Annotated in this window: 19 protein-coding genes; 4 read left to right on the forward strand and 15 right to left on the reverse strand. The window is 63.1% G+C overall.

Annotated elements, in window-relative coordinates:
* The first annotated feature begins 25 nt into the window (after nt 1–25).
* Nucleotides 26–925 (forward strand): DMT family transporter, encoded by a 900-nt coding sequence (locus tag MJ8_RS30010; protein WP_201412161.1) that lies wholly within the window; start codon nt 26–28, stop codon nt 923–925.
* Nucleotides 926–1,031: 106 nt separating this feature from the next.
* Here MJ8_RS30010 and serA read toward each other — a convergent pair whose 3' ends face one another.
* From serA to glmM, 5 genes are all read right to left on the reverse strand, one after another.
* Nucleotides 1,032–2,633: a phosphoglycerate dehydrogenase gene (gene serA, locus MJ8_RS30015; protein ID WP_201412162.1), complete on the reverse strand. Its 1,602-nt coding sequence runs from the start codon at nt 2,631–2,633 to the stop codon at nt 1,032–1,034.
* 57 nt (nt 2,634–2,690) lie between these two features.
* Nucleotides 2,691–3,866, reverse strand: a complete 1,176-nt coding sequence (locus MJ8_RS30020) for a phosphoserine transaminase (protein ID WP_201412163.1) — start codon at nt 3,864–3,866, stop codon at nt 2,691–2,693.
* Nucleotides 3,867–4,064: 198 nt separating this feature from the next.
* The gene (locus MJ8_RS30025; protein WP_201412164.1) at nt 4,065–4,925 is read right to left on the reverse strand and encodes an outer membrane protein; all 861 of its coding nucleotides are present in this window, start codon (nt 4,923–4,925) and stop codon (nt 4,065–4,067) included.
* A gap of 297 nt (nt 4,926–5,222) precedes the next feature.
* Nucleotides 5,223–6,059: an outer membrane protein gene (locus MJ8_RS30030; RefSeq protein ID WP_201412165.1), complete on the reverse strand. Its 837-nt coding sequence runs from the start codon at nt 6,057–6,059 to the stop codon at nt 5,223–5,225.
* A 216-nt stretch (nt 6,060–6,275) separates the two neighbouring features.
* On the reverse strand, nt 6,276–7,628 hold the full coding sequence (glmM, locus tag MJ8_RS30035) for a phosphoglucosamine mutase (protein WP_201412166.1): 1,353 nt from the start codon (nt 7,626–7,628) through the stop codon (nt 6,276–6,278).
* 364 nt (nt 7,629–7,992) lie between these two features.
* On the opposite strand from glmM, the gene MJ8_RS30040 reads away from it, so the two are divergent.
* Both MJ8_RS30040 and MJ8_RS30045 read left to right on the forward strand, forming a co-directional pair.
* On the forward strand, nt 7,993–8,823 hold the full coding sequence (locus tag MJ8_RS30040; protein ID WP_201412167.1) for a hypothetical protein: 831 nt from the start codon (nt 7,993–7,995) through the stop codon (nt 8,821–8,823).
* 240 nt (nt 8,824–9,063) lie between these two features.
* The gene (locus MJ8_RS30045; protein WP_201412168.1) at nt 9,064–9,525 is read left to right on the forward strand and encodes a hypothetical protein; all 462 of its coding nucleotides are present in this window, start codon (nt 9,064–9,066) and stop codon (nt 9,523–9,525) included.
* 217 nt (nt 9,526–9,742) lie between these two features.
* On the opposite strand, the gene ftsH is transcribed toward MJ8_RS30045, so the two are convergent.
* The 10 genes from ftsH to ybgC all read right to left on the reverse strand — a co-directional run bounded on the left by ftsH (nt 9,743) and on the right by ybgC (nt 20,265).
* Nucleotides 9,743–11,677 carry an ATP-dependent zinc metalloprotease FtsH gene (ftsH, locus tag MJ8_RS30050; RefSeq protein ID WP_040991702.1) on the reverse strand — a complete coding sequence of 645 codons (1,935 nt, stop codon included), beginning with the start codon at nt 11,675–11,677 and terminating at the stop codon, nt 9,743–9,745.
* Nucleotides 11,678–11,781: 104 nt separating this feature from the next.
* Entirely contained in the window at nt 11,782–13,170 is a 1,389-nt protein-coding gene (tilS, locus tag MJ8_RS30055; protein ID WP_201412169.1) for a tRNA lysidine(34) synthetase TilS, read from the reverse strand.
* Entirely contained in the window at nt 13,164–14,324 is a 1,161-nt protein-coding gene (gene ybgF / locus MJ8_RS30060; RefSeq protein ID WP_201412170.1) for a tol-pal system protein YbgF, read from the reverse strand. Before ybgF ends, tilS begins: the two co-directional genes overlap by 7 nt.
* A 213-nt stretch (nt 14,325–14,537) precedes the next feature.
* Nucleotides 14,538–15,044 (reverse strand): peptidoglycan-associated lipoprotein Pal, encoded by a 507-nt coding sequence (pal, locus tag MJ8_RS30065; protein ID WP_140752710.1) that lies wholly within the window; start codon nt 15,042–15,044, stop codon nt 14,538–14,540.
* Between the two features lie 233 nt (nt 15,045–15,277).
* The gene (locus MJ8_RS30070) at nt 15,278–15,655 is read right to left on the reverse strand and encodes a four helix bundle protein (RefSeq protein WP_201412171.1); all 378 of its coding nucleotides are present in this window, start codon (nt 15,653–15,655) and stop codon (nt 15,278–15,280) included.
* 34 nt (nt 15,656–15,689) lie between these two features.
* Nucleotides 15,690–16,964 carry a Tol-Pal system beta propeller repeat protein TolB gene (gene tolB / locus MJ8_RS30075; protein ID WP_225248338.1) on the reverse strand — a complete coding sequence of 425 codons (1,275 nt, stop codon included), beginning with the start codon at nt 16,962–16,964 and terminating at the stop codon, nt 15,690–15,692.
* A gap of 79 nt (nt 16,965–17,043) precedes the next feature.
* The gene (locus MJ8_RS30080) at nt 17,044–18,198 is read right to left on the reverse strand and encodes an energy transducer TonB (RefSeq protein WP_201412173.1); all 1,155 of its coding nucleotides are present in this window, start codon (nt 18,196–18,198) and stop codon (nt 17,044–17,046) included.
* Between the two features lie 9 nt (nt 18,199–18,207).
* Nucleotides 18,208–18,669: a protein TolR gene (gene tolR / locus MJ8_RS30085; protein ID WP_140752704.1), complete on the reverse strand. Its 462-nt coding sequence runs from the start codon at nt 18,667–18,669 to the stop codon at nt 18,208–18,210.
* Between the two features lie 9 nt (nt 18,670–18,678).
* Nucleotides 18,679–19,389, reverse strand: a complete 711-nt coding sequence (tolQ, locus tag MJ8_RS30090; protein ID WP_201412174.1) for a protein TolQ — start codon at nt 19,387–19,389, stop codon at nt 18,679–18,681.
* Between the two features lie 405 nt (nt 19,390–19,794).
* Nucleotides 19,795–20,265: a tol-pal system-associated acyl-CoA thioesterase gene (gene ybgC / locus MJ8_RS30095; protein ID WP_201412175.1), complete on the reverse strand. Its 471-nt coding sequence runs from the start codon at nt 20,263–20,265 to the stop codon at nt 19,795–19,797.
* A 52-nt stretch (nt 20,266–20,317) separates the two neighbouring features.
* Here ybgC and MJ8_RS30100 point away from each other — a divergent pair, with 52 nt between their 5' ends.
* A complete protein-coding gene (locus MJ8_RS30100; RefSeq protein WP_201412176.1) occupies nt 20,318–21,565 on the forward strand; it encodes a glycoside hydrolase family 5 protein in 1,248 nt (415 codons plus the stop codon).
* Nucleotide 21,566: the final 1 nt, after the last annotated feature.

Genomic DNA, 21,566 nt, shown 5'->3' on the forward strand with positions numbered 1-21,566 from the left:
AATATCCTGCAGGGCCGGATCCTCCATGCACCGAGCCGCCTATCTGTTCCTTCTGTCGACCATGCTCTTGTGGGGCGGCAATTCGGTGGCGGGCAAGCTTGCGGTCGGCCATGTCTCGCCGATGACGCTGGTGTTCCTGCGCTGGGTGATGGCGGTGCTGATCCTGCTGCCCGTCGGCTGGCGGACGCTGCGCGAGGATTGGCCCGAAGTGCGCAGCCACTGGAAGCTGCTTGCCGGGCTCGGCGCTTGCGGCTTCACCATCTTCAACGTCATCTTCTACACCGCGCTCAACTATACGACCGCCATCAACGTCTCGATCGAGCAGGCAGCCATCCCGATTGTCATCATCCTTGCCAATTTCGTGCTGTTCAGGCTGCGCGTGCAGCCTCTGCAGATCGTCGGCGTCGTGCTCACCATCGTCGGCGTCGCGCTGACCGCCAGCCATGGCGACCTCGGCCAGCTGCTGAAGCTCGACCTCAATTTCGGCGACGCCATCATGCTCGTCGCGGTGCTTTGCTACAGCCTCTATTCGGTGGGACTGCGCCTCAAGCCGGCAATCCGCTGGCAAAGTTTCATGCTGGCGTTGTCGATCGCCGCGCTGCTGGTATCCGTGCCGTTCCTGGTCTGGGAGATCGTGGCCGGCCGCGCCGTCATGCCGGACGCAAGCGGATGGGCGCTCACGCTCTACACCGCGCTCGGCGCTTCGGTCGTCTCTCAGGTTCTCTACATCAAGGGCAACGAGCTGATCGGCGCCAACCGCGCCGGGCTGTTCATCAACCTCGTGCCGATCTTCGGCACGCTGCTTTCGGTGCTGATCGTCGGCGAGCAGTTCCAGCCCTATCAGGCCCTCGCGCTGGCGCTGGTCCTCGGCGGCATCGCGCTTGCCGAGTACAGCGGCAGCCGAGCAGCGCTGCAGGCAGGGTGATGTCTCAAATCATGCACCAAGCAGCCGCCGGGTGACGGCCATATCATAAATTAGCGGCCCGCCTGGAGCCGCAGGCGGGCCGTTTCGATTCTATCGACCGGCACGGCTACTCGGCGCCGACGTCGAAGCGCAGCCGTTTCGCCGAATCGATCGACTTGTGCGCGCGCACCTGCTCCAGCACCTTTTCCGGGAAGGGCGCATCGAGGTAAAGCAGCGCGATCGCATCGCCGCCCGGCCGGTTGCGGCCGAGCTGGAAGTTGGCGATGTTGACGCCGTTCTCGCCGCAGACGGTGCCGAGCAGGCCGATGATGCCCGGCGCGTCGGCATTGGTCGTGTAGAGCATGTGCTGGCCCACCTCGGCGTCGAGATTGATGCCCTTGATCTGGATGAAGCGCGGCTTGCCGTCGGAGAAGCAGGTGCCGGCGATCGAGCGCGTCATGTGCTCGGTCTTGACGGTGAGCTTGATATAGCCGTCGAACACGCCCGACTTGTCGCGCTTGACCTCGGCGACGATGATGCCGCGCTCCTTCACCATGATCGGCGCCGACACCATGTTGACGTCTGAGACCTGCGGCCGGATGAGGCCGGCAAGGGCGGCGCTCACCAGCGCGCGCGTGTTCATCGTCGCAGTCGAGCCGTCGAACAGGATCTCGACCTCCTTGATCGGGTCCTCGGTGACCTGACCGACAAAGGCGCCGAGCACTTCGGCGAGCTTGACGAAGGGTTTCAGCCGCGGCGCCTCCTCCGCGGTGATCGAGGGCATGTTGATGGCATTGGAGACGGCGCCCTTGATGAGATAGTCGCTCATTTGCTCGGCCACCTGCAGCGCGACATTCTCCTGCGCCTCGGTGGTCGAGGCGCCGAGATGCGGGGTCGCCACGACATTCTCCATGCCGAACAGCGGGTTGTTCTCCGCCGGCTCGACCTCGAAGACGTCGATGCCGGCGCCGGCCACCTTACCGCTCTTCAGCGCCGCGACCAGGTCGGCCTCGACGACCAGCCCGCCGCGGGCGCAATTGATGATGCGCACACCGTCCTTCATCTTGGCGATCGCGGCCGCGTCGATGATGTTGCGCGTCTTGTCGGTCAGCGGCGTGTGCAAGGTGATGAAATCGGCGCGGGCGAAGAGCTCGTCGAGCTCGACCTTCTCGACGCCGAGCTCCTCGGCGCGGCTGTCCGAAAGGAACGGGTCAAAGGCAATCACATGCATCTTCAGACCGACGCCGCGTGTGGCGACGATCGAGCCGATATTGCCGCAGCCGATCACGCCGAGCGTCTTGCCGGTAATCTCGATGCCCATGAAGCGGTTCTTTTCCCATTTGCCGGCGTGCGTCGAGGCATTGGCCTCCGGGATCTGCCGCGCCAGGGCGAAGATCATCGCGACGGCATGCTCGGCCGTGGTGATCGAATTGCCGAAGGGCGTGTTCATCACGATGATACCCCTGCGGCTGGCGGCCGGGATATCGACATTGTCGACGCCGATGCCGGCGCGTCCGACGACCTTGAGCCTGCTGGCAGCATTGATCAGCTTCTCGGTGACCTTGGTCGCCGAGCGGATGGCGAGACCGTCATACTGGCCGATCACCTCGGCGAGCTTTTCCTTGTCCTTGCCGAGATCGGGCAGATAGTCGACGTCGATGCCGCGATCCTTGAAGATCTGCACGGCGGTGGTTGAAAGTTTATCCGAAACGAGAACGCGGGGCGCCATTGCGGCCTCCTTGACGTGGAAATGTCGGGAAATGGCGGCCCGGGGCCGCCATGGAACTCAGGCCGCTGCTTTCAGCGACGCCTTCTGCGTAGCGAAGGCCCAGTCGAGCCAGGGCAGCAGCGCTTCGAGATCGGCGCCCTCGACGGTTGCGCCGCACCAGATGCGCAGGCCGGGCGGAGCATCGCGGTAGGAGCCGATGTCGTAGGCGACGCCTTCCTTCTCGAGCGCCGACACGATCCCCTTGGCGAAGGCCGCCTGGCCGTCGGCGTCGAGCGCCGCAACATCCGGATCGGTGAAGGAAAGGCACACGGACGTATTCGAGCGCGTCGCCGGATCGACGGCGAGATGGCCGAGCCAGGGCGACTTCGCCACGAACCGGTCGAGCACCGCGGCATTGGCGTCGGCACGGGCGATCAGCGCTTCCAGGCCGCCGATCGACTTCGCCCACTGAAGAGCATCGAGATAATCCTCCACGCACAGCATCGAAGGCGTGTTGATGGTCTCGCCCTTAAAGATGCCCTCGATCAGCTTGCCGCCCGAGGTGAGGCGGAAGATCTTCGGCAGCGGCCAGGCCGGCTTGTAGGTCTCCAGCCGCTCGACGGCGCGCGGCGACAGGATCAGCATGCCATGCGCGCCCTCGCCGCCCAGCACCTTCTGCCAGGAGAAGGTGACGACATCGAGCTTCTCGAAATCGAGCCTTTGCGCGAACGCCGCCGAGGTCGCGTCGCAGATGGTCAGGCCCTCGCGGTTGGCCGGAATGAAATCGCCGTTCGGCACGCACACGCCGGAGGTGGTGCCGTTCCAGGTGAAGACCACGTCGCGATCGAAATCGATCTGCTTGAGGTCGGGCAGCTTGCCGTAGCCGGCCTCGAACCTGCGCACGTCAGCGAGCTTGAGCTGCTTGACGACATCCGTCACCCAGCCAGAGCCGAAGCTTTCCCAGGCGACCATGTCGACGCCGCGCTCGCCGAGCAGCGACCACAGCGCCATCTCGACCGCGCCGGTGTCCGACGCCGGCACGATGCCGATGCGATAGTTCGCGGGAACCTTGAGGATCTCGCGCGTCAGCTCGATCGCCTGTTCGAGCTTGGCCTTGCCGATCTTGGCGCGGTGGGATCGCCCGAGCGCGGCGGCTTTCAGCGCCTCGGCCGACCAGCCGGGACGTTTTGCGCAGGGACCTGAAGAGAAATTGGGGTTTGCCGGACGGAGTCCGGGCTTGGTAGGTGTCGTCATCGTGGTCTATCCTTCCAGATAGTGGCCCCTCGTTGGGGAGGGGTGGCCCACGGACGGCGATATGCGCTCAGAGCTTCGGCGTCAAGAGCAAAGTTTTTGTCGCGGACGGGACACTGGCTTCACATCACGGTGACGAGTGAAACAGGAAACGGCGGACTGACCGATCCGCCGTCGCTGTCTAATAGTCGGCCTTGCTGCTTACCAGAGGTCGTAGCGCAATCCGAGTTTGACTGTCTGGTAGTCGATGCCCTTGTGGATGTTGAAGGCTCCACCGTCATACGCGACATACTTGGCACCCGGCACCGAAAAATACTCGTAGCCGAGGTCGACAGACACGTTTTTGGTCACCTGGTAGGATAGGCCGCCGCCGATCGAGTACGCAAAATTGAATTTGCCCTCCGTGTCGGTCTGACCTTCGTATCCTGCGGGGTCGTCGCAGGTAAACCCGCCTGTGCCGGCAGAATTAGGGGCAACCTCAATACAGTCGCGCGCCCCTATACTCCTATAGTATTTATTGTAGGCGAGACCGATGCCGCCGCCGAGATATGGAGTGATCCCGACATAAGTGCCCAGATCAACATAGCCGTTGGCCATGATGCTGTAGCCTTTGTTGGAAGCGTTATCGGTGAGGTCGCATGCCTGGGTGGCCGCGACGGAATTGATGGTGCCGAAACCATCGTCCACCAGCGTATGTCCGTTGCAGGTCGCCGCCAGCTTGGCGCTTTCTTTGAATTTGTCGGTTGGCAGAATCCCGCCGTTCAACTCGACCCGGAGATAATCGTTGATGTGGTAGCCCATACCGATGCTGCCGGTGAAGAGGCTGGCCTCGTCGCTGAAGCTGTTAAGAGGGCCGGAGGACACCTCCCTGTGTTCGAACGGATGGCTGAAGGCATAACCGACATCGCCGCGCAGGTACCAGCCCGAGCCGACTTCGACGGGCTGGTAGTCCGGCGCCTGGTCGACATAGATCGGCGGATCGTAGTCCGCCGCCAGCGCCGGCGTCATCGGCAACAGGATGATTGCGGCAAGCGCTGACGCGATACGCGATCTGGATATCATGGTCCCCGGCTCCTGAAATTGGCGCCAATCACGAACGCAGGCGCCGTTTCAAGATCCTATTGTTAACCATAGTGGTTAAGTGCCGGTTAAGGATAACAGCCGGTTACCGAATTGATTTCGATCGATATTTATCGCCGTTGCACAAACGAAGAGCCGCCCGGCTGGCGCCGGGCGGCTTTCAATCGAGGATCTAGAGCAATTCCAGGAAAAGTGTGAGCGGTTTTCCGTCGGAATAGCGTAAAGCAAGAGAGAGGGCGTTCACCGTTTCTGCGAAACGGTGAACGCCCTAGAAAGCGATTACTTGGTGTAGATCGGTTCCGGTTCCGGCTGATAGGCGACCACCGGTGCGGCGCAGCCATTGTTGCCGCCGAACTGGTAGCGCAGGCCGCCGCGCACCTCATGCGTGTTGATGCCGCGGTCGAAGCCCGGACCCGTGCTGGTCGGGCTCCATTCGAACATGCGGCCGCCCTGGATGTGGGTGAAGCGGTAGCCGGCGTCGAGGATCACCCTGTCGGTCAGGCAGTAGGATGCGCCGGCCATGAGGGCGTAGGCGAAGCGCCAGTTGGAGGAGCCCGGATTGGTCTCGGTGGTGTTCGGATCGTGGACAGTGTCCCACTTGATGTGCGCGCCGCCGATACCGGCGCCGACATAGGGCGTGATACCGTGCCAGGTGCCGATATCGACATAGGCGTTGGCGAGCAGCAGCAGGGCGCTCATCTTCGACACTTCAACCGACGTTGCGCCGCTGAGATCCGAAGTTCCGCCGTTGAAATTCGACTTGAACCAGTAGTCGGCGGTCACGTCCGTGCGGAAGTAGTCATTGACCTTGTAACCGACACCGCCGCCGAGCGAGAAGCCGCCCTTCAGCTTGCCGAAATCGAAGCTCTTGCTGCCGGGAGTGACCGAACAGTTACAGGGATCGACGGCATAGGTCATATAGTCGATGCCGCGCACGGTCGACTTGTGATAGTCGATGTCGCCGCGGATGTACCAGCCGCCGACATCGATGGGCTGCGCTTCGACGACCGGCGGCGGAGCCTCTTCGATCGGCTGCGGAAGATCGGCCGCCAGCGCCGGGCCGGCTAGCCCCGCGAACAGCGCGGCAAGCACTGCCATTCTCTTTATATTGAACATGCATCACCCCTAAGAAGCCTCGGGACGACGCCGCCCGAAGATGGTTGCCTCGGGTGTGGATAATGAATTGCAAAGGTTAAAAGCCGTTTAACCGTACCGATTAACCACGAATCTATACAATTTTAGAGGGAACCCCGTTGTCCGAACGGCTCCCCATCGACGAAAAAGCCCGCCAGACGGCGGGCTCGGTGACCTGAGTAAGCCCGGCGTACGGGTTCAGGCGGCGCTGCGGGTTTCCTGCAGGATGCCGACGATGTCGTTGACGACGGCCTCGACCAGTTGCGGATCGTCGCCCTCGGCCATGACGCGGATGAGCGGCTCGGTGCCCGAGGGCCGGATGACGAGGCGGCCGGACTTGCCAAGCCGGTTGCGTCCTTCCTCGATCGCCGCCTTGACCGTCGCCTCCTCGAGCGGCTTGCCGCCGGAGACGCGGACATTCTTCAGAAGCTGCGGCACCGGCTCGAACTTCTTCGACAATTCGCTGACCGGGCGATTCTGCCGCTTGATGCAGGCCAGCACCTGCAAGGCGGAGACCAGGCCGTCGCCCGTGGTCGAGAAATCGGAAAGCACGATGTGACCAGACTGCTCGCCGCCGACATTCAAGCCATGCGCGCGCATATGTTCGACCACATAGCGGTCGCCGACCTTGGTGCGATGAAGCTGCAGCTTCATGTCGCCGAGGAAGCGTTCCAGGCCGAGATTGGACATCACGGTGGAGACGACGCCGCCGCCGGCCAGCCGTCCGCTCTGGTACCAGGATTCGGCGATCAGCGCCATGATCTGGTCGCCGTCGACGATCGCTCCGTTCTCGTCGACGATGACGACGCGGTCGGCGTCGCCGTCCAGCGCGATGCCGATGTCGGCGCGCACCTCATGCACCTTCTTCTGCAGGCCGGCCGGATGGGTCGAGCCGCACTCCTTGTTGATGTTGAAGCCGTTCGGCTCGACATTGATCGCCACCACCTCGGCGCCGAGTTCCCACAGCGCCTCGGGCGCCACTTTGTAGGACGCGCCGTTGGCGCAGTCGACGACGATCCTCAGGCCCGAAAGCGACATCGAGCGCGGCAGCGTGCGCTTGGCGAATTCGATATAGCGGTCATGCACGCCATCGACGCGCTTGGCCCGGCCGAGCCCGTCGGAATCGGCGAGCGCAAGCTCGATGTCCTTGTCGAGCATGCTCTCGATGCGCTCCTCGATCTCGTCGGAAAGCTTGTAGCCGTCGGGCCCGAACAGTTTGATGCCGTTGTCGTAATAAGGATTGTGCGAGGCCGAGATCATCACGCCGATGTCGGCGCGCAGCGAGCGCACCAGCATGGCGACGGCGGGCGTCGGGATCGGGCCGAGCAGGAAGACGTCCATGCCGGCGGCGCACAGCCCGGCCACCATGGCGTTCTCGATCATGTAGCCGGAAAGCCGCGTATCCTTGCCGAGCACGACGCGGTGACGATGATTGCCGCGCTGGAACGAGAGCCCGGCGGCCATGCCGACGCGCATGGCGACCTCTGCCGTCATCGGAAATTTGTTGGCGCGACCGCGAATGCCGTCCGTGCCGAAATACTGACCTGCCATGCTTAAGTCCCCATCGGGTTTTCAGCCGCCCGTATTGCCACAATTGGGCCGCATCCGATCATCAAATTTCGTGATTATATATTACCAATCCTTAGAAAAACATTGTCGCGGGCGGGGCAAGTGGTTCGACGGCCTATCACCACCTTTGGCTTGGCGGCGCTGCACCTGCCCACGCGAGGCTTGTCGGCGCCCTATCCACCGGTAAACCTTGGGCAGCGGCGAACCCGCAAGCAATTCATCACCATATCGGGAGCAACACACTTTGTGACGCGCCCCGCGCCGGAAGCATCTGGCGCAACCGCACATTGAGAGCTATTGATTTGGCATAGGGACACTTATTGGCGGCAGCAAGGGAGAAAACGCCATGCTTATTCATAGACTTGCAGCTTTGACGGGTCTCGCCGTCGCAACCTTGTTCATGGCGGCGCCGGCCAACGCGCTGACCATGGCCGAGTGCAGCACCAAGTATAACGCGGCCAAGGATGCGGGAACGCTCGGCGGCCAGACCTGGAACCAGTTCCGCAAGGCGCAGTGCGGCAGCGATGCTTCGGCGGCGACCGACACCAAGGCGGCGACCGATACGAAGGCCGCCGACACCAAGAAGGCGAAGACCGCCGCCGCTACCGACGACGCAGCCAAGGGCCTGAGCTCCAAGGAGTGCAGCGCCAAGTACCAGGCTGCAAAATCCGCCGGCACGCTCAACGGCATGAAGTGGAACGACTTCCGCAAGGCCGAGTGCGGTCCTGGCGCAACCGCCGCGGCTGCCGCCGCCCCGGCCACGACGACCAAGACCTCCACCGCCGCCGCCGATGGCGGCAAGGGCCTGACCATGGCCGAATGCAGCACCAAGTACCAGGCCGCGAAGACCGCCAACAAGCTGAACGGTATGAAGTGGAACGACTTCCGCAAGGCCGAGTGCGGCGCCAGCGCCGCCGATGACGACACCGTGCCGGCACCGACGGAAGCCACCTACACCAGCGAGCCGGCAAAGCCGACCGTCGCGGCGCCGAAGGGCGTGACCTTCCCGAAGGCGATTTCGCCGAAATTCGCCAACGAGACCCCGGCCAAGGGCCGCATGCATACCTGCCTCGAGCAGTACTATGCCAACAAGGATGCCAACACGCTGAACGGCCTGAAGTGGATCCAGAAGGGCGGCGGCTTCTACAGCCTGTGCAATGCCAAGCTGAAGAGCTGATCGCCTAAACAGTCGAAGAGGAAGGCCCGCGCATCGCAAGATGCGCGGGCCTTTTTGTTGCGGGCGAACACGCCGCGGCCCTGCTCGCTTTGTGCATATGTCGGACTGTCGGCACCGTCGATCTGCCCACATTGCCACCACCCAGGCCTGTCGGTAGTTCGCAAAGATTCTGATTGAACATATCAGGAACAAACAGTATACAAACGGGCGTCAACTTTATCATTACTCAGGAGGTTCTCAATGTTCAGTTTGAAATTGGCGGCGCTGGCCGTGACGGCACTGGTCGCGTGGAACGCCTCACCTGCGAGCGCATTGACGATGAAGGAATGCGGCGAGACCTATCGGGCAGCCAAGGAAGGCGGCACTCTGAACGGCATGGATTGGGCCGCTTTCCGCAAGGAGAAGTGCGCGACGTCCGCCGGGGAGAATGTCGGCGCGGATTCGGCCAAAACCGCGGAGCAGCAGAAAACAGAAACCAGCGCGGCGTCGGTCGCCTCCACTGTGGCGCCGGCGGGCGTGACATTCCCGACCACCCTCGCCGCCGAGTTCAAGACCGAAAAACCCGCGAAGGCCCGGATGAAGACCTGCCTGCAGGGTTATCACGACAACAAGGAGGCGGGTACGTTGAACGGCCTTCGCTGGATCCAGAAGGGCGGCGGTTACTACAGCCTCTGCAATGCGCGGCTGAAAGCTGAATCATAAAAAATCAAAAACGGCTGGAGCAATTCCAGGAAAAGTGTGAGCGGTTTTCCGCCCGGAATTGCGTAAAAACAAGGAGATAGAGCATTCACCGTTTCCGTGAAACGGTGAAATGCTCTGGCGCCAGAACGAGGGAAGCCTTGCCTTGTCTCCGATGCCCAAACAAAAACGCCGCGGACCAAGCCGCGGCGTTTCTCGATCAGTCTTTCTCGCACCAACCTCAGCTTGACGGCTGCGGCTCCATGCCGCCTTCCGGCTCGGGACCCTTCTTGCGGCGGCCGCCGGTGCCGGCCTTCGGCACGGCCGAGCCGCGGCTGGGCGGCGTGTCGTCGCCGAGATCGCGGGCGGGCTTGTGGCCGGCGATCAACTGCTTGATCTCGTCGCCGGACAGCGTCTCGTATTCGAGCAGCCCTTCGGCCAAAGCGATCCAATCCTTCTTCTTCTTGGTCAGCACCGACTTCGCGGTCGAATAGGCGTCGTCGATCAGCCGCCGCACCTCGGCGTCGATGATCTGCGCGGTCTCTTCCGAGATGTTCTGCTGGCGCGCCACCGAATGGCCGAGGAAGACCTCTTCCTGATTGTCGCCATAGGCGACATGGCCGAGCTTATCGGAGAAACCCCAGCGCGTGACCATGGCGCGCGCCAGCTTGGTCGCCTGCTCGATGTCGGAGGAGGCGCCAGAGGTGATGTTCTCCTTGCCGAACTTGAACTCCTCGGCGACGCGGCCGCCCATCATGATCGCGAGCCGCGAGATCATGTATTTGTAGCTCATCGAATAGCGGTCGCCTTCCGGCAGCTGCATGACCATGCCCAGCGCGCGGCCGCGCGGGATGATGGTCGCCTTGTGCAGCGGATCGGCCGTCGGCACGTTGAGCGCCAGTATGGCGTGGCCGGCCTCGTGATAGGCGGTCAGCTCCTTCTCGGCCTGCGTCATCGCCGACGAGCGGCGCTCGGCGCCCATCATGATCTTGTCCTTGGCGTCCTCGAACTCGGCCATGGTGACAAGCCGCTTGTTGCGGCGCGCCGCCATCAGCGCGGATTCGTTGACGAGGTTCATCAGGTCGGCGCCGGAGAAGCCGGGCGTGCCGCGCGCGATGACTTTGAGGTCGACATTGGGCGCCAGCGGAACGTTGCGCACATGCACCTTGAGGATCTTTTCGCGGCCGACGATGTCGGGGTTCGGCACCACGACCTGACGGTCGAAGCGGCCGGGCCTCAGCAATGCCGGGTCCAGCACGTCGGGCCGGTTGGTGGCCGCGATCAGGATGATCGACTCGTTGGACTCGAAACCGTCCATCTCGACCAGCAGCTGGTTCAGCGTCTGCTCGCGCTCATCATTGCCGCCGCCGAGGCCGGCCCCGCGATGGCGGCCGACCGCGTCGATTTCGTCGATGAAGATGATGCAGGGCGCGTTCTTCTTGGCCTGATCGAACATGTCGCGCACGCGGCTTGCGCCCACGCCGACGAACATCTCGACGAAGTCCGAGCCGGAAATGGTGAAGAACGGCACGTTGGCCTCGCCAGCGACCGAGCGGGCGAGCAGCGTCTTACCGGTGCCGGGCGGGCCGACCAAGAGCACGCCGCGCGGGATCTTGCCGCCGAGGCGCTGGAACTTCTGCGGATCGCGCAGGAACTCGACGATCTCCTCAAGGTCTTCCTTGGCCTCGTCGACGCCGGCGACATCCTGGAAGGTGACGCGGCCATGCGCCTCCGTGAGCAGCTTTGCCTTCGACTTGCCGAAGCCCATGGCGCGACCGGAGCCGGATTGCATCTGGCGCATGAAGAATATCCACACGCCCAGGATCAGGATCATCGGCAGCCACGAGATCAAGTAGCCGAACAGCGAATTGGAGCCGTCGGTCTCAGGCTTGGCGGTGATGGTGACGTTCTTGTCCTGCAGCCTGGAGACCAGCGACGGATCGCCTGGCGAATAGGTCTGGAAGCCGTTGGCGTTGTCCGTGTAATTGCCGAAGATGCGGGCGCCGGCGATGGTCACGCTCTTGACCCGGCCGGAGGCGACATCCTGCAGGAACTGCGAATAGGCGATATCCGTCGTGGCACCGCGCGTCTGAGGCGTCTGGAACAGATTGAACAGGGCGATGAGCAGGACGGCTATGATCGCCCAGAGCGCGAGGTTGCGATAATTCGGATTCATCTATTGTCCCGTTGGGGCTCGCCTGCGAGCCCGCGATGATGGAGAAGCTTGGGCTTAACATAGGGAGAGCGCCTCCCCTTGCCAAGCAGAACAGCATGTATCGGTTAAGCTTTCGCCCACCCTCGACCACCATCATGGCCGAGGAATGGCGGCGCCGGCAAAGGCGGCGCGCCGACAAGCGCCGCGATGGCGGCGGCGGGCTTGAGATCGAAGGACGGCAGGAAGCGCGCGAAGGGGGCGACCACCGGATCGATTGAGATCGACCGTGGGCCGGCATCACCAGTAAAATCAACGTGTTCGCCGTTAGACCATAACGAAGGCTCCGCAGCCAGCGCCGCGCGTGCGAGGCTTTGTGGAATCTCGCTCGGTGAGGCTCGCCTGGCGGCGGCGGGCCCCAGCGGCGCGATCACCAAATCGCCCGGCCTGTCTTTCAAAGTGATGCCTTCTTTCAAACTGATGCGGAGGCGATTGTCCCAGAGCCGGTTGTCAACCGGCGGCGCCGGGACGGGCAGGTTGCGGTTTTCGCGGTGGAGGAAAATGCCTGTGCGGCGCGCGTCGACCACCGTCCGCGACAATGTGGCGCGAAGCGATCCCAGCCGCAGACGGGAAAACAGCGCGGCGCAGCGCGCCTCGTCGGCAAGAAAGGACACGCCGCCGACGGCGGCCAAAAGGATGCGCAGCGCATAGATGGCCGCCTCGCCATCCTCCTGCCCGGCGAAATCACGATCGAGGCGGATGAGGCCCGCACACGGTCTGTCGGCAAGGGCGTCGATAAGCATGGCGGCGCGGCGACCAATGTCCTGGCGCAGGAAAGCCGCCTGCTGCGAGCGTGCCAACGCCTCCGCGATGCGTCGTTCGCCTTCACCCGCCAAGAGCTTCGCCCGCACGCGCGGCCGCTCGAAGCGGCTATCCCTATTGGTCGGGTCCTCTATCCAGCCGATCTTGCGATGCCGCAGCATGTCGCGCAGCGCCGCGCGCCTTATGCCGAGCAGCGGCCGGACGATCCATGTCCGCCAGTCGTGCAGCGTGGCGGGCGCCATGCCGGCGAGACCGCGGCCGTCATCGTCGCGCGCCTGGCGCATCAGCACCGTCTCGGCCTGGTCGTCGGCGGTGTGGCCGGTCAGGATCAGCTGGATGCCTTCGGCACCGGCTGCTTCGGCAAGCAGTCGGTAGCGCGCCTCGCGCGCCGCCGCAGGCAGGCCGCTTGCAGGCTTGTCGCCGCGCCAGGCGAGAATGCGATGCATGATGCCGCGCTCGGCGCAGAAATTGGCGACCTGCCGCGCCTCGACGGCCGAGTCCGGCCGCAAGCCGTGATCGATCGTCACCACGAGCAGCTTGGCGCCCGATGCGGCCCGGTCGAGATGATCTTTGAGGAGGAGAAGAAGGGCGGTCGAGTCGCTGCCGCCGGATACGGCTGCAACGGCGCCGCTCGAAAAGTCCAGATCGGTGAAAAGTCTGTCTGAAAGGTCGGGTTTGGTATCGGGCGTCAGCACGCCGCCAGTGCCTTTTCCTGCTTGATGCGCTCCTTGAGCGTGCCGGAAACGTCGGGATAGCGCTTGCCGATCTCGTTGAAGGTGGCGCAGGCCACGTCGTTCTGCTTCAGGCCCACCAGCGAAACGCCGAGCTTGAGCAGCATGTCAGGCGCCTTCTTGGCCTTGGGATAATCCTTGCTGGCGGCCAGGAAGACCTCCGCCGCGTCCCGGTATTTCTGCTGGCCGAGCAGCGACTCGCCCAGCCAGTAATGCGCGTCCGCCGCCTTGGCATCCTTGGGGAAGCGCGAAATATGGTCGCGAAACCCCTGCTCGGCGGTCGGATAATCGCCCGACAGGATGAACTGGTAGGAATTGCGGTAGAGCTCGTCCGGATCGTTGGTCGACGGCAGGGCCGCGACCTGCGTGCCGCCGGCCTTGTTCTTCCTGGCCGGCGTTTCCGCGGAAGGAGCGGTTGCCGCCGGAGCCTGCGCCGGCGCGCTGGCCTGCGGGTCGGACTCGGCATTGACCACGTTGCCGTTCTTATCGACGGTGATGGTGCCGAAATTCTTCGGCGGCGCGCCGGTGATCAGCTTGCCGGGGTCGCCGGTTTGCGACTCCACGATGACGTCGCCGACGGTCTTGCCGCCGCTATTTTGCCCGCCGGTGTCGGCCGGTGCCTGCATCGCCGGGGCCTGGGCGACGCTGCTGTCGGTGCCGGCGTCGCCGGTGCCGGAATCCCCGGTACCGGCATCGCCGAGATTGGTGTTGCCGCCATTGCTGTTTCCATCCTGGGGCGCGGCTTCCGATTTCTTCTGGCCGGCCGGCTTGGCGCCGCCTTGCGCGCCGCCCTCGAGTTGCTGGAAGCGGAATTCGTTGTCTTCCTGCTGCTTGCGGATTTGTTCCTGCATCTGCAGGATCTGGAAATTCATCTCCTCGATCTTGCCGTTCAACTGGCGCAGCTGGTCTTCCAGACCCGTCATGCCACCGCTGTTGTCCTGTGCAAGTTGCGCTTGTTCCGGCTTCTTTTTGTCGCCGAAGATGCCGAGTGTCGGAAGGTGGAAGGTGAATCCGCTGTCGGAACCCCGTCCGGCGCTGTCGGCCGACGCGGCGAGGCTTGGGAGGCTTGATACGAGCAGCAGCGCAAGCGTGCCGCTCAGGACCGTTCTGAAATGCATTCTGTCTCTCGCGGTGGATGTGTTGGCCTGATGCGCCTTTCCAAATCAAACAGTGGGAGCAAGCGCGCTCGCGCTCATAGCAGGACGCGAGACTTCGGCCAAATTTTGTTTCGGTTTGTTGCAAATGAAAAAGGCGGTCCGGAGACCGCCCTTTCATTTCGGAATGTTGTATTTTTGTCGCCCGCGTCGGCGTGATGCTGCAGCGCCTGTCTCTTAGGAACCGGCGCCCGAGAGCGTCGTGACGGCGCGGCGGTTCTGCGACCAGCAGGAGATGTCGTCGCAGACCGCGACCGGACGCTCCTTGCCGTAAGAGATGGTCTTCAGGCGGCCGGCGGAGACGCCCTTGGAGATCAGGAAGTCGCGCGTGGCGGCGGCGCGGCGGGCGCCCAGCGCCAGATTGTACTCGCGCGTGCCGCGCTCGTCGGCATGGCCTTCGATGACGATCGCATACTGACGATACTGGTTGAGCCACTGCGCCTGGCGCGACAGCGTGGTCTGCGCATCGGCGCGGATCGACGACGAGTCGGTGTCGAAGAAGATGCGGTCGCCGATGTTGACGGTGAAGTCCTGCGCCGAGCCGGGCGTGGCCGCGCCGGCACCGTTGAGGCCGAGGTCGGCCGCGCTGTTCGGGGTCTTCTTCGAGGCGCAACCGGTAATGGCAAGCGCTGCCACCAGAGCGATCATCGCCGGGTTGCGGGTAAGTGCTGCGATACGGCCCATGCCGCCTCTCCTTCGCATTCGAGTGATTTCGTTGATCACCCAGTAACCACGTTTGGGTTAACCGCCGTTCAAGAAACAGGGTTAATTTTTGGTTTCGAGCCGCCCTCCGCGACTGCTACGCCCCACGCTTTACCAGGGAGGACATTGCGCGCGGACCGTAGGCGGAAATGCGGCTAAAACGCGACGAGGCTGTGAAAAAGAGGAATTGGAGAATTGAGGAATTGAAGAAAGGCTCACTTCAGCCTCTCCCTCAGATTCACCAGCATTCCGTATATATGGACATAGGCATGCAGCCATTCGTCGCGCTGCGCTTGTGTGATGTAGCCAAGGTCGAACGCATAAGAAATCCACGTTTCAACTTCGCTACAGGATCCCATAGCCATCGAAATGAACCGCGCGAATTCGGGTCTGGAATGGGTTTGCTTGGCGAAGCCCTCCGCCAGATTGGCGCAGATGGCCTTGCTGGATCGGCGCATTTGGTCGGCCAATGCGTATTGTTCGATTTTCGGAAAGACGAGTGTCGCCCTGTGAAGCTCAAGGGAAACCGCATAAGCGCGCCGATAGACTTCCAAGTCCTTCGCGCGCTTGATGTAGCTGCCCTCTTTCTCCATTCTTCAGTTCTTCAATTCCTCTTCTTCCCTTCCCTCAGTCCAGCAACGGCGACCAAGCCGGATCCGAAGCATAGTTCGCGGTCGGGATCGGCTGCTCATTGCGGCCAGTCAGATCGACCGAAACCAGCTTCGGTCCGCCGCCTGAGTCGCGGAAGAACATCAAGACGCGACCGTTCGGCGCCCAGGTCGGCCCCTCCTGCTGGAAGCCGGAGGACAGGATGCGCTCGCCCGAGCCATCCGTCTTCATGACGCCGATCTGGAATTCGCCGCCGCTCTGCTTGGTGAAGGCGATGAGGTCGCCGCGCGGCGACCAGACCGGCGTCGAATAGACGCCATCGCCGAAGGAGATGCGGTGCGGGTTGGAGCCGTCCGCGCCCATGACGTAGATCTGCGAGCGGCCGCTGCCGCCGCCGCGGTCGGAGGTGAAGACGATCTGCGAGCCGTCCGGCGAATAGGAGGGCGAGGTGTCGATCGCGGTCGAGTCGGTCAGCCGCGTGGTGGAGCGGCTTCTCAGGTCCATGGCGAAGATGTTGGAGTTGCCGTCGTCGCGCAGCAGGCTCATGATCACTTTCTGGCCGTCGGGCGAAAAGCGCGGCGCGAATGTCATGCCCGGGAAATTGCCGACCAGCTCGCGCTGTCCGGTCTCGATCTGCAAGAGATAGACCTTCGGCTGCCCGCTCTCATAGGACATGTAGGTGATTTCCTGCCGGTTCGGCGAGAAGCGCGGCGTCAGCACGATCGCGCGGCCGTCCGACAGATAGCGCACATTGGCGCCGTCCTGGTCCATGATGGCGAGGCGCTTCTTGCGCGCGTTCTTGGCGCCGGATTCGTCGACGAAGACGACGCGTGTGTCGAAATAGCCTTTTTCGCCGGTGATCTTCTCATAAATCGCGTCGGCGATGATGTGCGCCACACGGCGTTGATTTGCGTCGTTGGCGAAAAACTGCTCACCGGCCAACTGCTGGTTGCCGAAAATATCCCACAGGCGATACTGGGCCCGGATGCGGCCATCCGCCTCCTTGCTCACGCTGCCGGTAACCAGCGCCTGCGCGTTGATGACCTTCCAGTCGTCGAAGCGGGGCGTGGCGTCCGGATTCGTGATCTTTTCGACAAAGGCGGCCTTGTCGATCGGCGCGAACAGTCCCGACCGTTTCAGATCGGCTGTGACGATCTCCGATATCTGCGGGCCAAGCCCCCCCTGGAAATCGGGGATGGCGATCGGCATCGGCTCGACATTGCCTTTGTTGACGTTCAGCTCGAGAGTTGCCTGGGCAGGCAAGATGGCGAGGGAACTTATGCCCATCGCCATCGCGGCGACTATCAGGAGCGGCTTGAGGATGGATTTCATGTCTTCTCGCTTCTCTTGCTGATTTTTTGGACGCTCAGGCTTAGAGGCCAAGCATCGCTCTCGGATCGAAGTTGACGCGAATGTCGGACCAGATGTCTTGCTTTCCGGCGGGAACCTGCAGCCCGGCGACGTCGCATTTCTGCACGGCGCGAACCGCGCTGGCGTCGAACTGGGCGTTGCCGCTGGACTTCTCGACGGTCGGGCGGCCCTCCAGCTTGCCGGAGGCATTGAGGTTGAAACGGATGACCACAGTGAAGTTCTCGGAGCCTTCGAGGCCGACCGGAAGGGTCCAGCAACCGCCGAGCTGATCCTCCAACGCGCCTTGCTCCGACCTGGAGAGCTTCTGGCCCTGATCCTTTTCACCACCGAGCGAAGCCTGCTGGGTCGAGCGCTTGGCGCCGCCGCCGGACGGTTTCTGCTTATCGAGCAGGGCCGTTATCTCGTCAGCGTTGAACTGCTTCTCGTCCGATTTCTTCTTGGAGGACGCTTCCTTCACCGGCTTTTCGGCGTCCTTGCGATCAGGTGCCTTGGCGCTCTCGGCCTGGGCCGGCTGCGGCTTCGGCCGCGCTTCCGGTGCCGGTGCCGAATCCGGAAGCTTTGCTTCCTCGGTCGGCTGATCCTGCGAGATCGCTTCCGCCACCGCGTCGGGCTTGACCTCTTCCTTCTGGATGGCGGCGGTCTTGTCCGGCTGCGGCGCGGGCGTCGGCTCCTTGGCGGGCGTCGGCTTGGGCTCGGTCTGCTTGACCGGCTCGGGCTTGACCTCTTCCTTCGGCGTCGGCGTCGGCGCGACTTCCGTCGCAGGCGTCGGCTTGGGCTTCTCCTGCGGCTTCGGCACGTCCTCGACCGCCGGCTTCTCCGTCGGCGTCGGCGCGGGCGGCGGCGCCGCCGTCTTGTCGACCGGCTTCGGCTTGGCTTCGTCCGTCACCGGCTTGTCGGTGTCGACGGTGTTCTCGCCGACCTTCTTGGCATCCGGAACGACGTCGGGGCGCTTTGTCGGAACAGGCGCCGGCTTGTCATGCATGACCGCCTTCTTGTCGCCTTGCAGCGTTTGCGCCACAGCTTCCATCGGCACGATGTCGACCGCCACCGATTCCACGTCGGAGGCAGGCATGGCCGGCGGCGACGACAGCGTGAACAGCCCGAAGGCCAGCGCCACCGCATGCAAGATCACCGAAGAGGTGAGACCGGTCCGCATCTGGCGCGCCTACTGATCCTGTTCCTGCAGCGAGACCAGGCCGATATTCTTGTAGCCGGCCGCCGAAATGCGAGCCATGACCTTCATCGCCGTGCCGTAGTCGGTCGACTTGTCGCCGCGAATGAAGATGCGCTCGTCATAGCCGGTCTTGGAAATCGCCTGCAGCTTGGCCACCAGCTCCTCGATCGGGATCTCGGTTTCCTGCAGATAGATCTGGCCGGCGGCGTTGATCGACACGGTGATCGGCTGCGTGTCGACGTTCATCGCCTTGGCCTGCGTGTCCGGCAGGTCGATAGGCACCCCGACGGTCAAGAGCGGCGCCGCGACCATGAAGATGATCAAGAGCACCAGCATCACGTCGACCATCGGCGTGACGTTGATTTCCGACATCAGCGCATGGTGACGGCCACGGCGCCTATGGCCGCGCCCGCCTCGCCCCGTGCCACCTGCGCCAGCAGCAGACATCCCCATGATCGTTCCTCAGGCCTTCTGCGCTACTTTTTCATCGATTTGGCGCGAGAGTATGGCGGAGAACTCGTCCGAGAACCCTTCCATGCGCACGCCGAGCTTGTTCGCATCCGATGACAGCTTGTTGTAGGCGATGACCGCCGGAATGGCCGCGAGCAGGCCGATCGCGGTCGCGAGCAGCGCTTCCGCGATACCGGGCGCCACCACCGACAGGCTGGTGTTTTTCGACGCGGCGATCGCCTGGAACGAGGTCATGATGCCGATGACGGTGCCGAACAGGCCGATGAAGGGCGCGGCCGAGCCGGTGGTGGCAAGGAAGCCGAGGCGGCCCTCCAGCCTTTCCATCTCGCGCGTCAATGCCAGGTCCATGGCCTTGTCGATGCGCGTCTGCAGCGCCAGCGGCGATTTCGCGCCCTTTTCGAAACTCTTCTTCCATTCGCGCATGGCGGCGACGAAGATCGCGCCCATGCCGGTGGTCTTGCGGTCGGCCAGCGTGCGGTAGAGCTCCTCGAGCGACTGTCCCGACCAGAACACCTGCTCGAAGCGATTGAGAGCGAGGCGCATACGGCTATAGGCCACAAGCTTGTCGATGATGATCGCCCAGGTCCAGATCGAGGCGCAGAGCAGGCCGATCATGACCAGCTTGACCACCCAGCCGGCCTGCATGAACAACGCCCAGATCGATAAATGCGCTGCCGGATCGGCGAGTGCGATGTTTTCCATGACTTAAGTCCTTAAGATTTTCCGGGCATCGCTGGCGGCTGGCCCATGGGCATCCCTTTGGTCCGATCGCGCGAAGCTTGAAGCTTGCGGGATAAGCCCCGAATGCACCGTTTCGCGGCCTTTTCGAGGCAAATATTGGTGAAAGGAAGGCGCAGGAATTGCGCCAATCTTCGCCAATTCCTTCATGAACCGTTATGGTTAAGGATGGGTTAGGACGTAAGGCGCGGCGCATTGCCGCGCTTGGCGGGCGACCAATCAGCGAGCGCCGTGGCAAGGGTATGCTGAGATTCAGGTCAGGCCGAGCCGAGAACGATGGCTTCCGAGAACCGGAGCGGAGCGTACTTGAAGTACGTGAGCACCGGAAGCGCAGGAAGCCATCATTCGCAGGCCGGCATCACCTGAATATCAGCGTACCCGAGGCATAAAAGCCGCAATCCACTCCTTCGGAAACCGCTTCGGGCGGCCGCTTTCGCCGACGATCGCCGCTTCGACTTTCGCCTCGACCAGCACGTCGCCGCCGCGTTTCAACTGCTGGCCCATGAAGATGCGAGCGCCGGAAATGTCGTCGGTGCGCGTGTCGATGGTGAGGATATCGTCCATGCGCGCCGGCGAGCGGAAGTCGATCTCCATGCGCCGCACCACCCAGACGATGCGTTCGCCATGCTTGCCGTCCAGGAGTTCGGTGTGATGGACGCCGGCCAGCCTCAGATAGTCGGAGCGGCCGCGTTCGAGGAATTCGAGATAGCGCGCGTGATACACGACGCCGGAGAAATCGGTGTCGGCATAGTAGACCCTGGCCATCAACCGGTGGCCGAAATCCGTCAGCGCTCCGGAAAGCCCGGCGCTGAGCGCCGCCGATTCACCATGATCGTCCATCGCGCTTTCCTTTTCTGGCCCGAGCAGGCAGGTGTTCTCGCGCGGGAACGGGATGGCACTGTTGGGCACGATGATCAAGACCTTGATGGCGGCGCTTGCGTTTGCTGCTTTGTCGTTGCCCGCCGGAGCAGCGACCTTCTCGATAAAGCGCGGCCTCAATCTCGACCAGTGGGTGACCTGGCCGGCCGAGGACAAATGGGGCGATCGCCAGGCGACCCTGCCTTTTCCGGAATGGCGCAAATTCCTCAAGGAGAGCGACCTCAGGGCGCTCAAGGATGCCGGCCTCGATTTTCTGCGCATGCCAGTCGATCCTGCGCCCTTTCTCTCGGACCGGACCGTGGCGCTTCGCGACGACCTCTTTGCCAGCGTGTTGGATTCGGCGCGCATGATCAACCGCGCCGGCCTGAAGGTGGTCGTCGATCTGCATCTGATTCCCGCCGGGGGTAATCGCAAGATCGGCATGAGCGAGGTCATGCACGACCCGGCCGTCTTCGAGACCTATACCGAGCTGGTGCGCAAGATGGCGCGGACCTTGGCCAGGGAGGATCCGAAACTTGTCGCGCTGGAATTGATGAATGAGCCGCTGGTCGATTGCGAGGCCAATGGCTCCAACCTTTGGCCCGACCGCCAGAAGCAATTGTTCGCGGCCGCGCGCGCCTCCGCCACGGGGCTTACGCTGATCCTGACCGGCGGCTGCTATTCGAACGCAGAGTCGCTGGCCAGGATCGATCCCAGGGCGATTGCCGACGACAACATCATCTGGGATTTCCATGCCTACGATCCGTTCCTTTTGACGCATCAGGGCGCAAGCTGGGCCGGCGACTTCATCCCCTATGTTACCGGCCTGCCCTATCCGCTGACGGCCGTTCCGAAGGCAGAGCTGGACATGAGGCTGGACACGATACGCGACCGGATCAAGGCCGAGGCGCCCTGGACGCGGCGGAGCGGTCTGCTCGCCTATCTCGACGAGCAGGTGGCGACGATGGACAGCCCCGAAAAGCTGCTTGGCGTGATGGATGCGCCGTTCGCGACGGTCGACGCCTGGGCGAAGGCCAACGGCGTCAAGCCGCAGGATATCACGCTCGGCGAATTCGGCATGATCCGCAAGGAATACGGCAACGGCTTCGTCATGCCGGCGGCGTACCGCGCCGCCTATGTGCGCGACATGATAGCCCGCGCCGAGGCGCATGGCTTTTCCTGGTCGGTGTGGAGCTATGGCGGCGCCTTCGGCATCGTCGACGCCTTCGATGGCGAAAAGGCGGAACCCGACGTGATGGATATGATCAGGTCGCTGCGGTAAG

This window comes from Mesorhizobium sp. J8, assembly GCF_016591715.1.
In the GTDB taxonomy this organism is placed as follows: Bacteria; Pseudomonadota; Alphaproteobacteria; order Rhizobiales; family Rhizobiaceae; genus Mesorhizobium.

Excerpts from the sequence above, each read along its gene's own strand:
- MJ8_RS30010 (WP_201412161.1), top strand. The coding sequence starts at position 26 with ATGCACCGAGCCGCCTATCTGTTCCTTCTGTCGACCATGCTCTTGTGG.
- serA (WP_201412162.1), bottom strand. The coding sequence starts at position 2,633 with ATGGCGCCCCGCGTTCTCGTTTCGGATAAACTTTCAACCACCGCCGTG.
- MJ8_RS30020 (WP_201412163.1), bottom strand. The coding sequence starts at position 3,866 with ATGACGACACCTACCAAGCCCGGACTCCGTCCGGCAAACCCCAATTTC.
- MJ8_RS30025 (WP_201412164.1), bottom strand. The coding sequence starts at position 4,925 with ATGATATCCAGATCGCGTATCGCGTCAGCGCTTGCCGCAATCATCCTG.
- MJ8_RS30030 (WP_201412165.1), bottom strand. The coding sequence starts at position 6,059 with ATGTTCAATATAAAGAGAATGGCAGTGCTTGCCGCGCTGTTCGCGGGG.
- glmM (WP_201412166.1), bottom strand. The coding sequence starts at position 7,628 with ATGGCAGGTCAGTATTTCGGCACGGACGGCATTCGCGGTCGCGCCAAC.
- MJ8_RS30040 (WP_201412167.1), top strand. The coding sequence starts at position 7,993 with ATGCTTATTCATAGACTTGCAGCTTTGACGGGTCTCGCCGTCGCAACC.
- MJ8_RS30045 (WP_201412168.1), top strand. The coding sequence starts at position 9,064 with ATGTTCAGTTTGAAATTGGCGGCGCTGGCCGTGACGGCACTGGTCGCG.
- ftsH (WP_040991702.1), bottom strand. The coding sequence starts at position 11,677 with ATGAATCCGAATTATCGCAACCTCGCGCTCTGGGCGATCATAGCCGTC.
- ybgF (WP_201412170.1), bottom strand. The coding sequence starts at position 14,324 with ATGCATTTCAGAACGGTCCTGAGCGGCACGCTTGCGCTGCTGCTCGTA.
- pal (WP_140752710.1), bottom strand. The coding sequence starts at position 15,044 with ATGGGCCGTATCGCAGCACTTACCCGCAACCCGGCGATGATCGCTCTG.
- MJ8_RS30070 (WP_201412171.1), bottom strand. The coding sequence starts at position 15,655 with ATGGAGAAAGAGGGCAGCTACATCAAGCGCGCGAAGGACTTGGAAGTC.
- tolB (WP_225248338.1), bottom strand. The coding sequence starts at position 16,964 with ATGGCGATGGGCATAAGTTCCCTCGCCATCTTGCCTGCCCAGGCAACT.
- MJ8_RS30080 (WP_201412173.1), bottom strand. The coding sequence starts at position 18,198 with ATGCGGACCGGTCTCACCTCTTCGGTGATCTTGCATGCGGTGGCGCTG.
- tolR (WP_140752704.1), bottom strand. The coding sequence starts at position 18,669 with ATGGGGATGTCTGCTGCTGGCGCAGGTGGCACGGGGCGAGGCGGGCGC.
- tolQ (WP_201412174.1), bottom strand. The coding sequence starts at position 19,389 with ATGGAAAACATCGCACTCGCCGATCCGGCAGCGCATTTATCGATCTGG.
- ybgC (WP_201412175.1), bottom strand. The coding sequence starts at position 20,265 with ATGGACGATCATGGTGAATCGGCGGCGCTCAGCGCCGGGCTTTCCGGA.
- MJ8_RS30100 (WP_201412176.1), top strand. The coding sequence starts at position 20,318 with ATGGCACTGTTGGGCACGATGATCAAGACCTTGATGGCGGCGCTTGCG.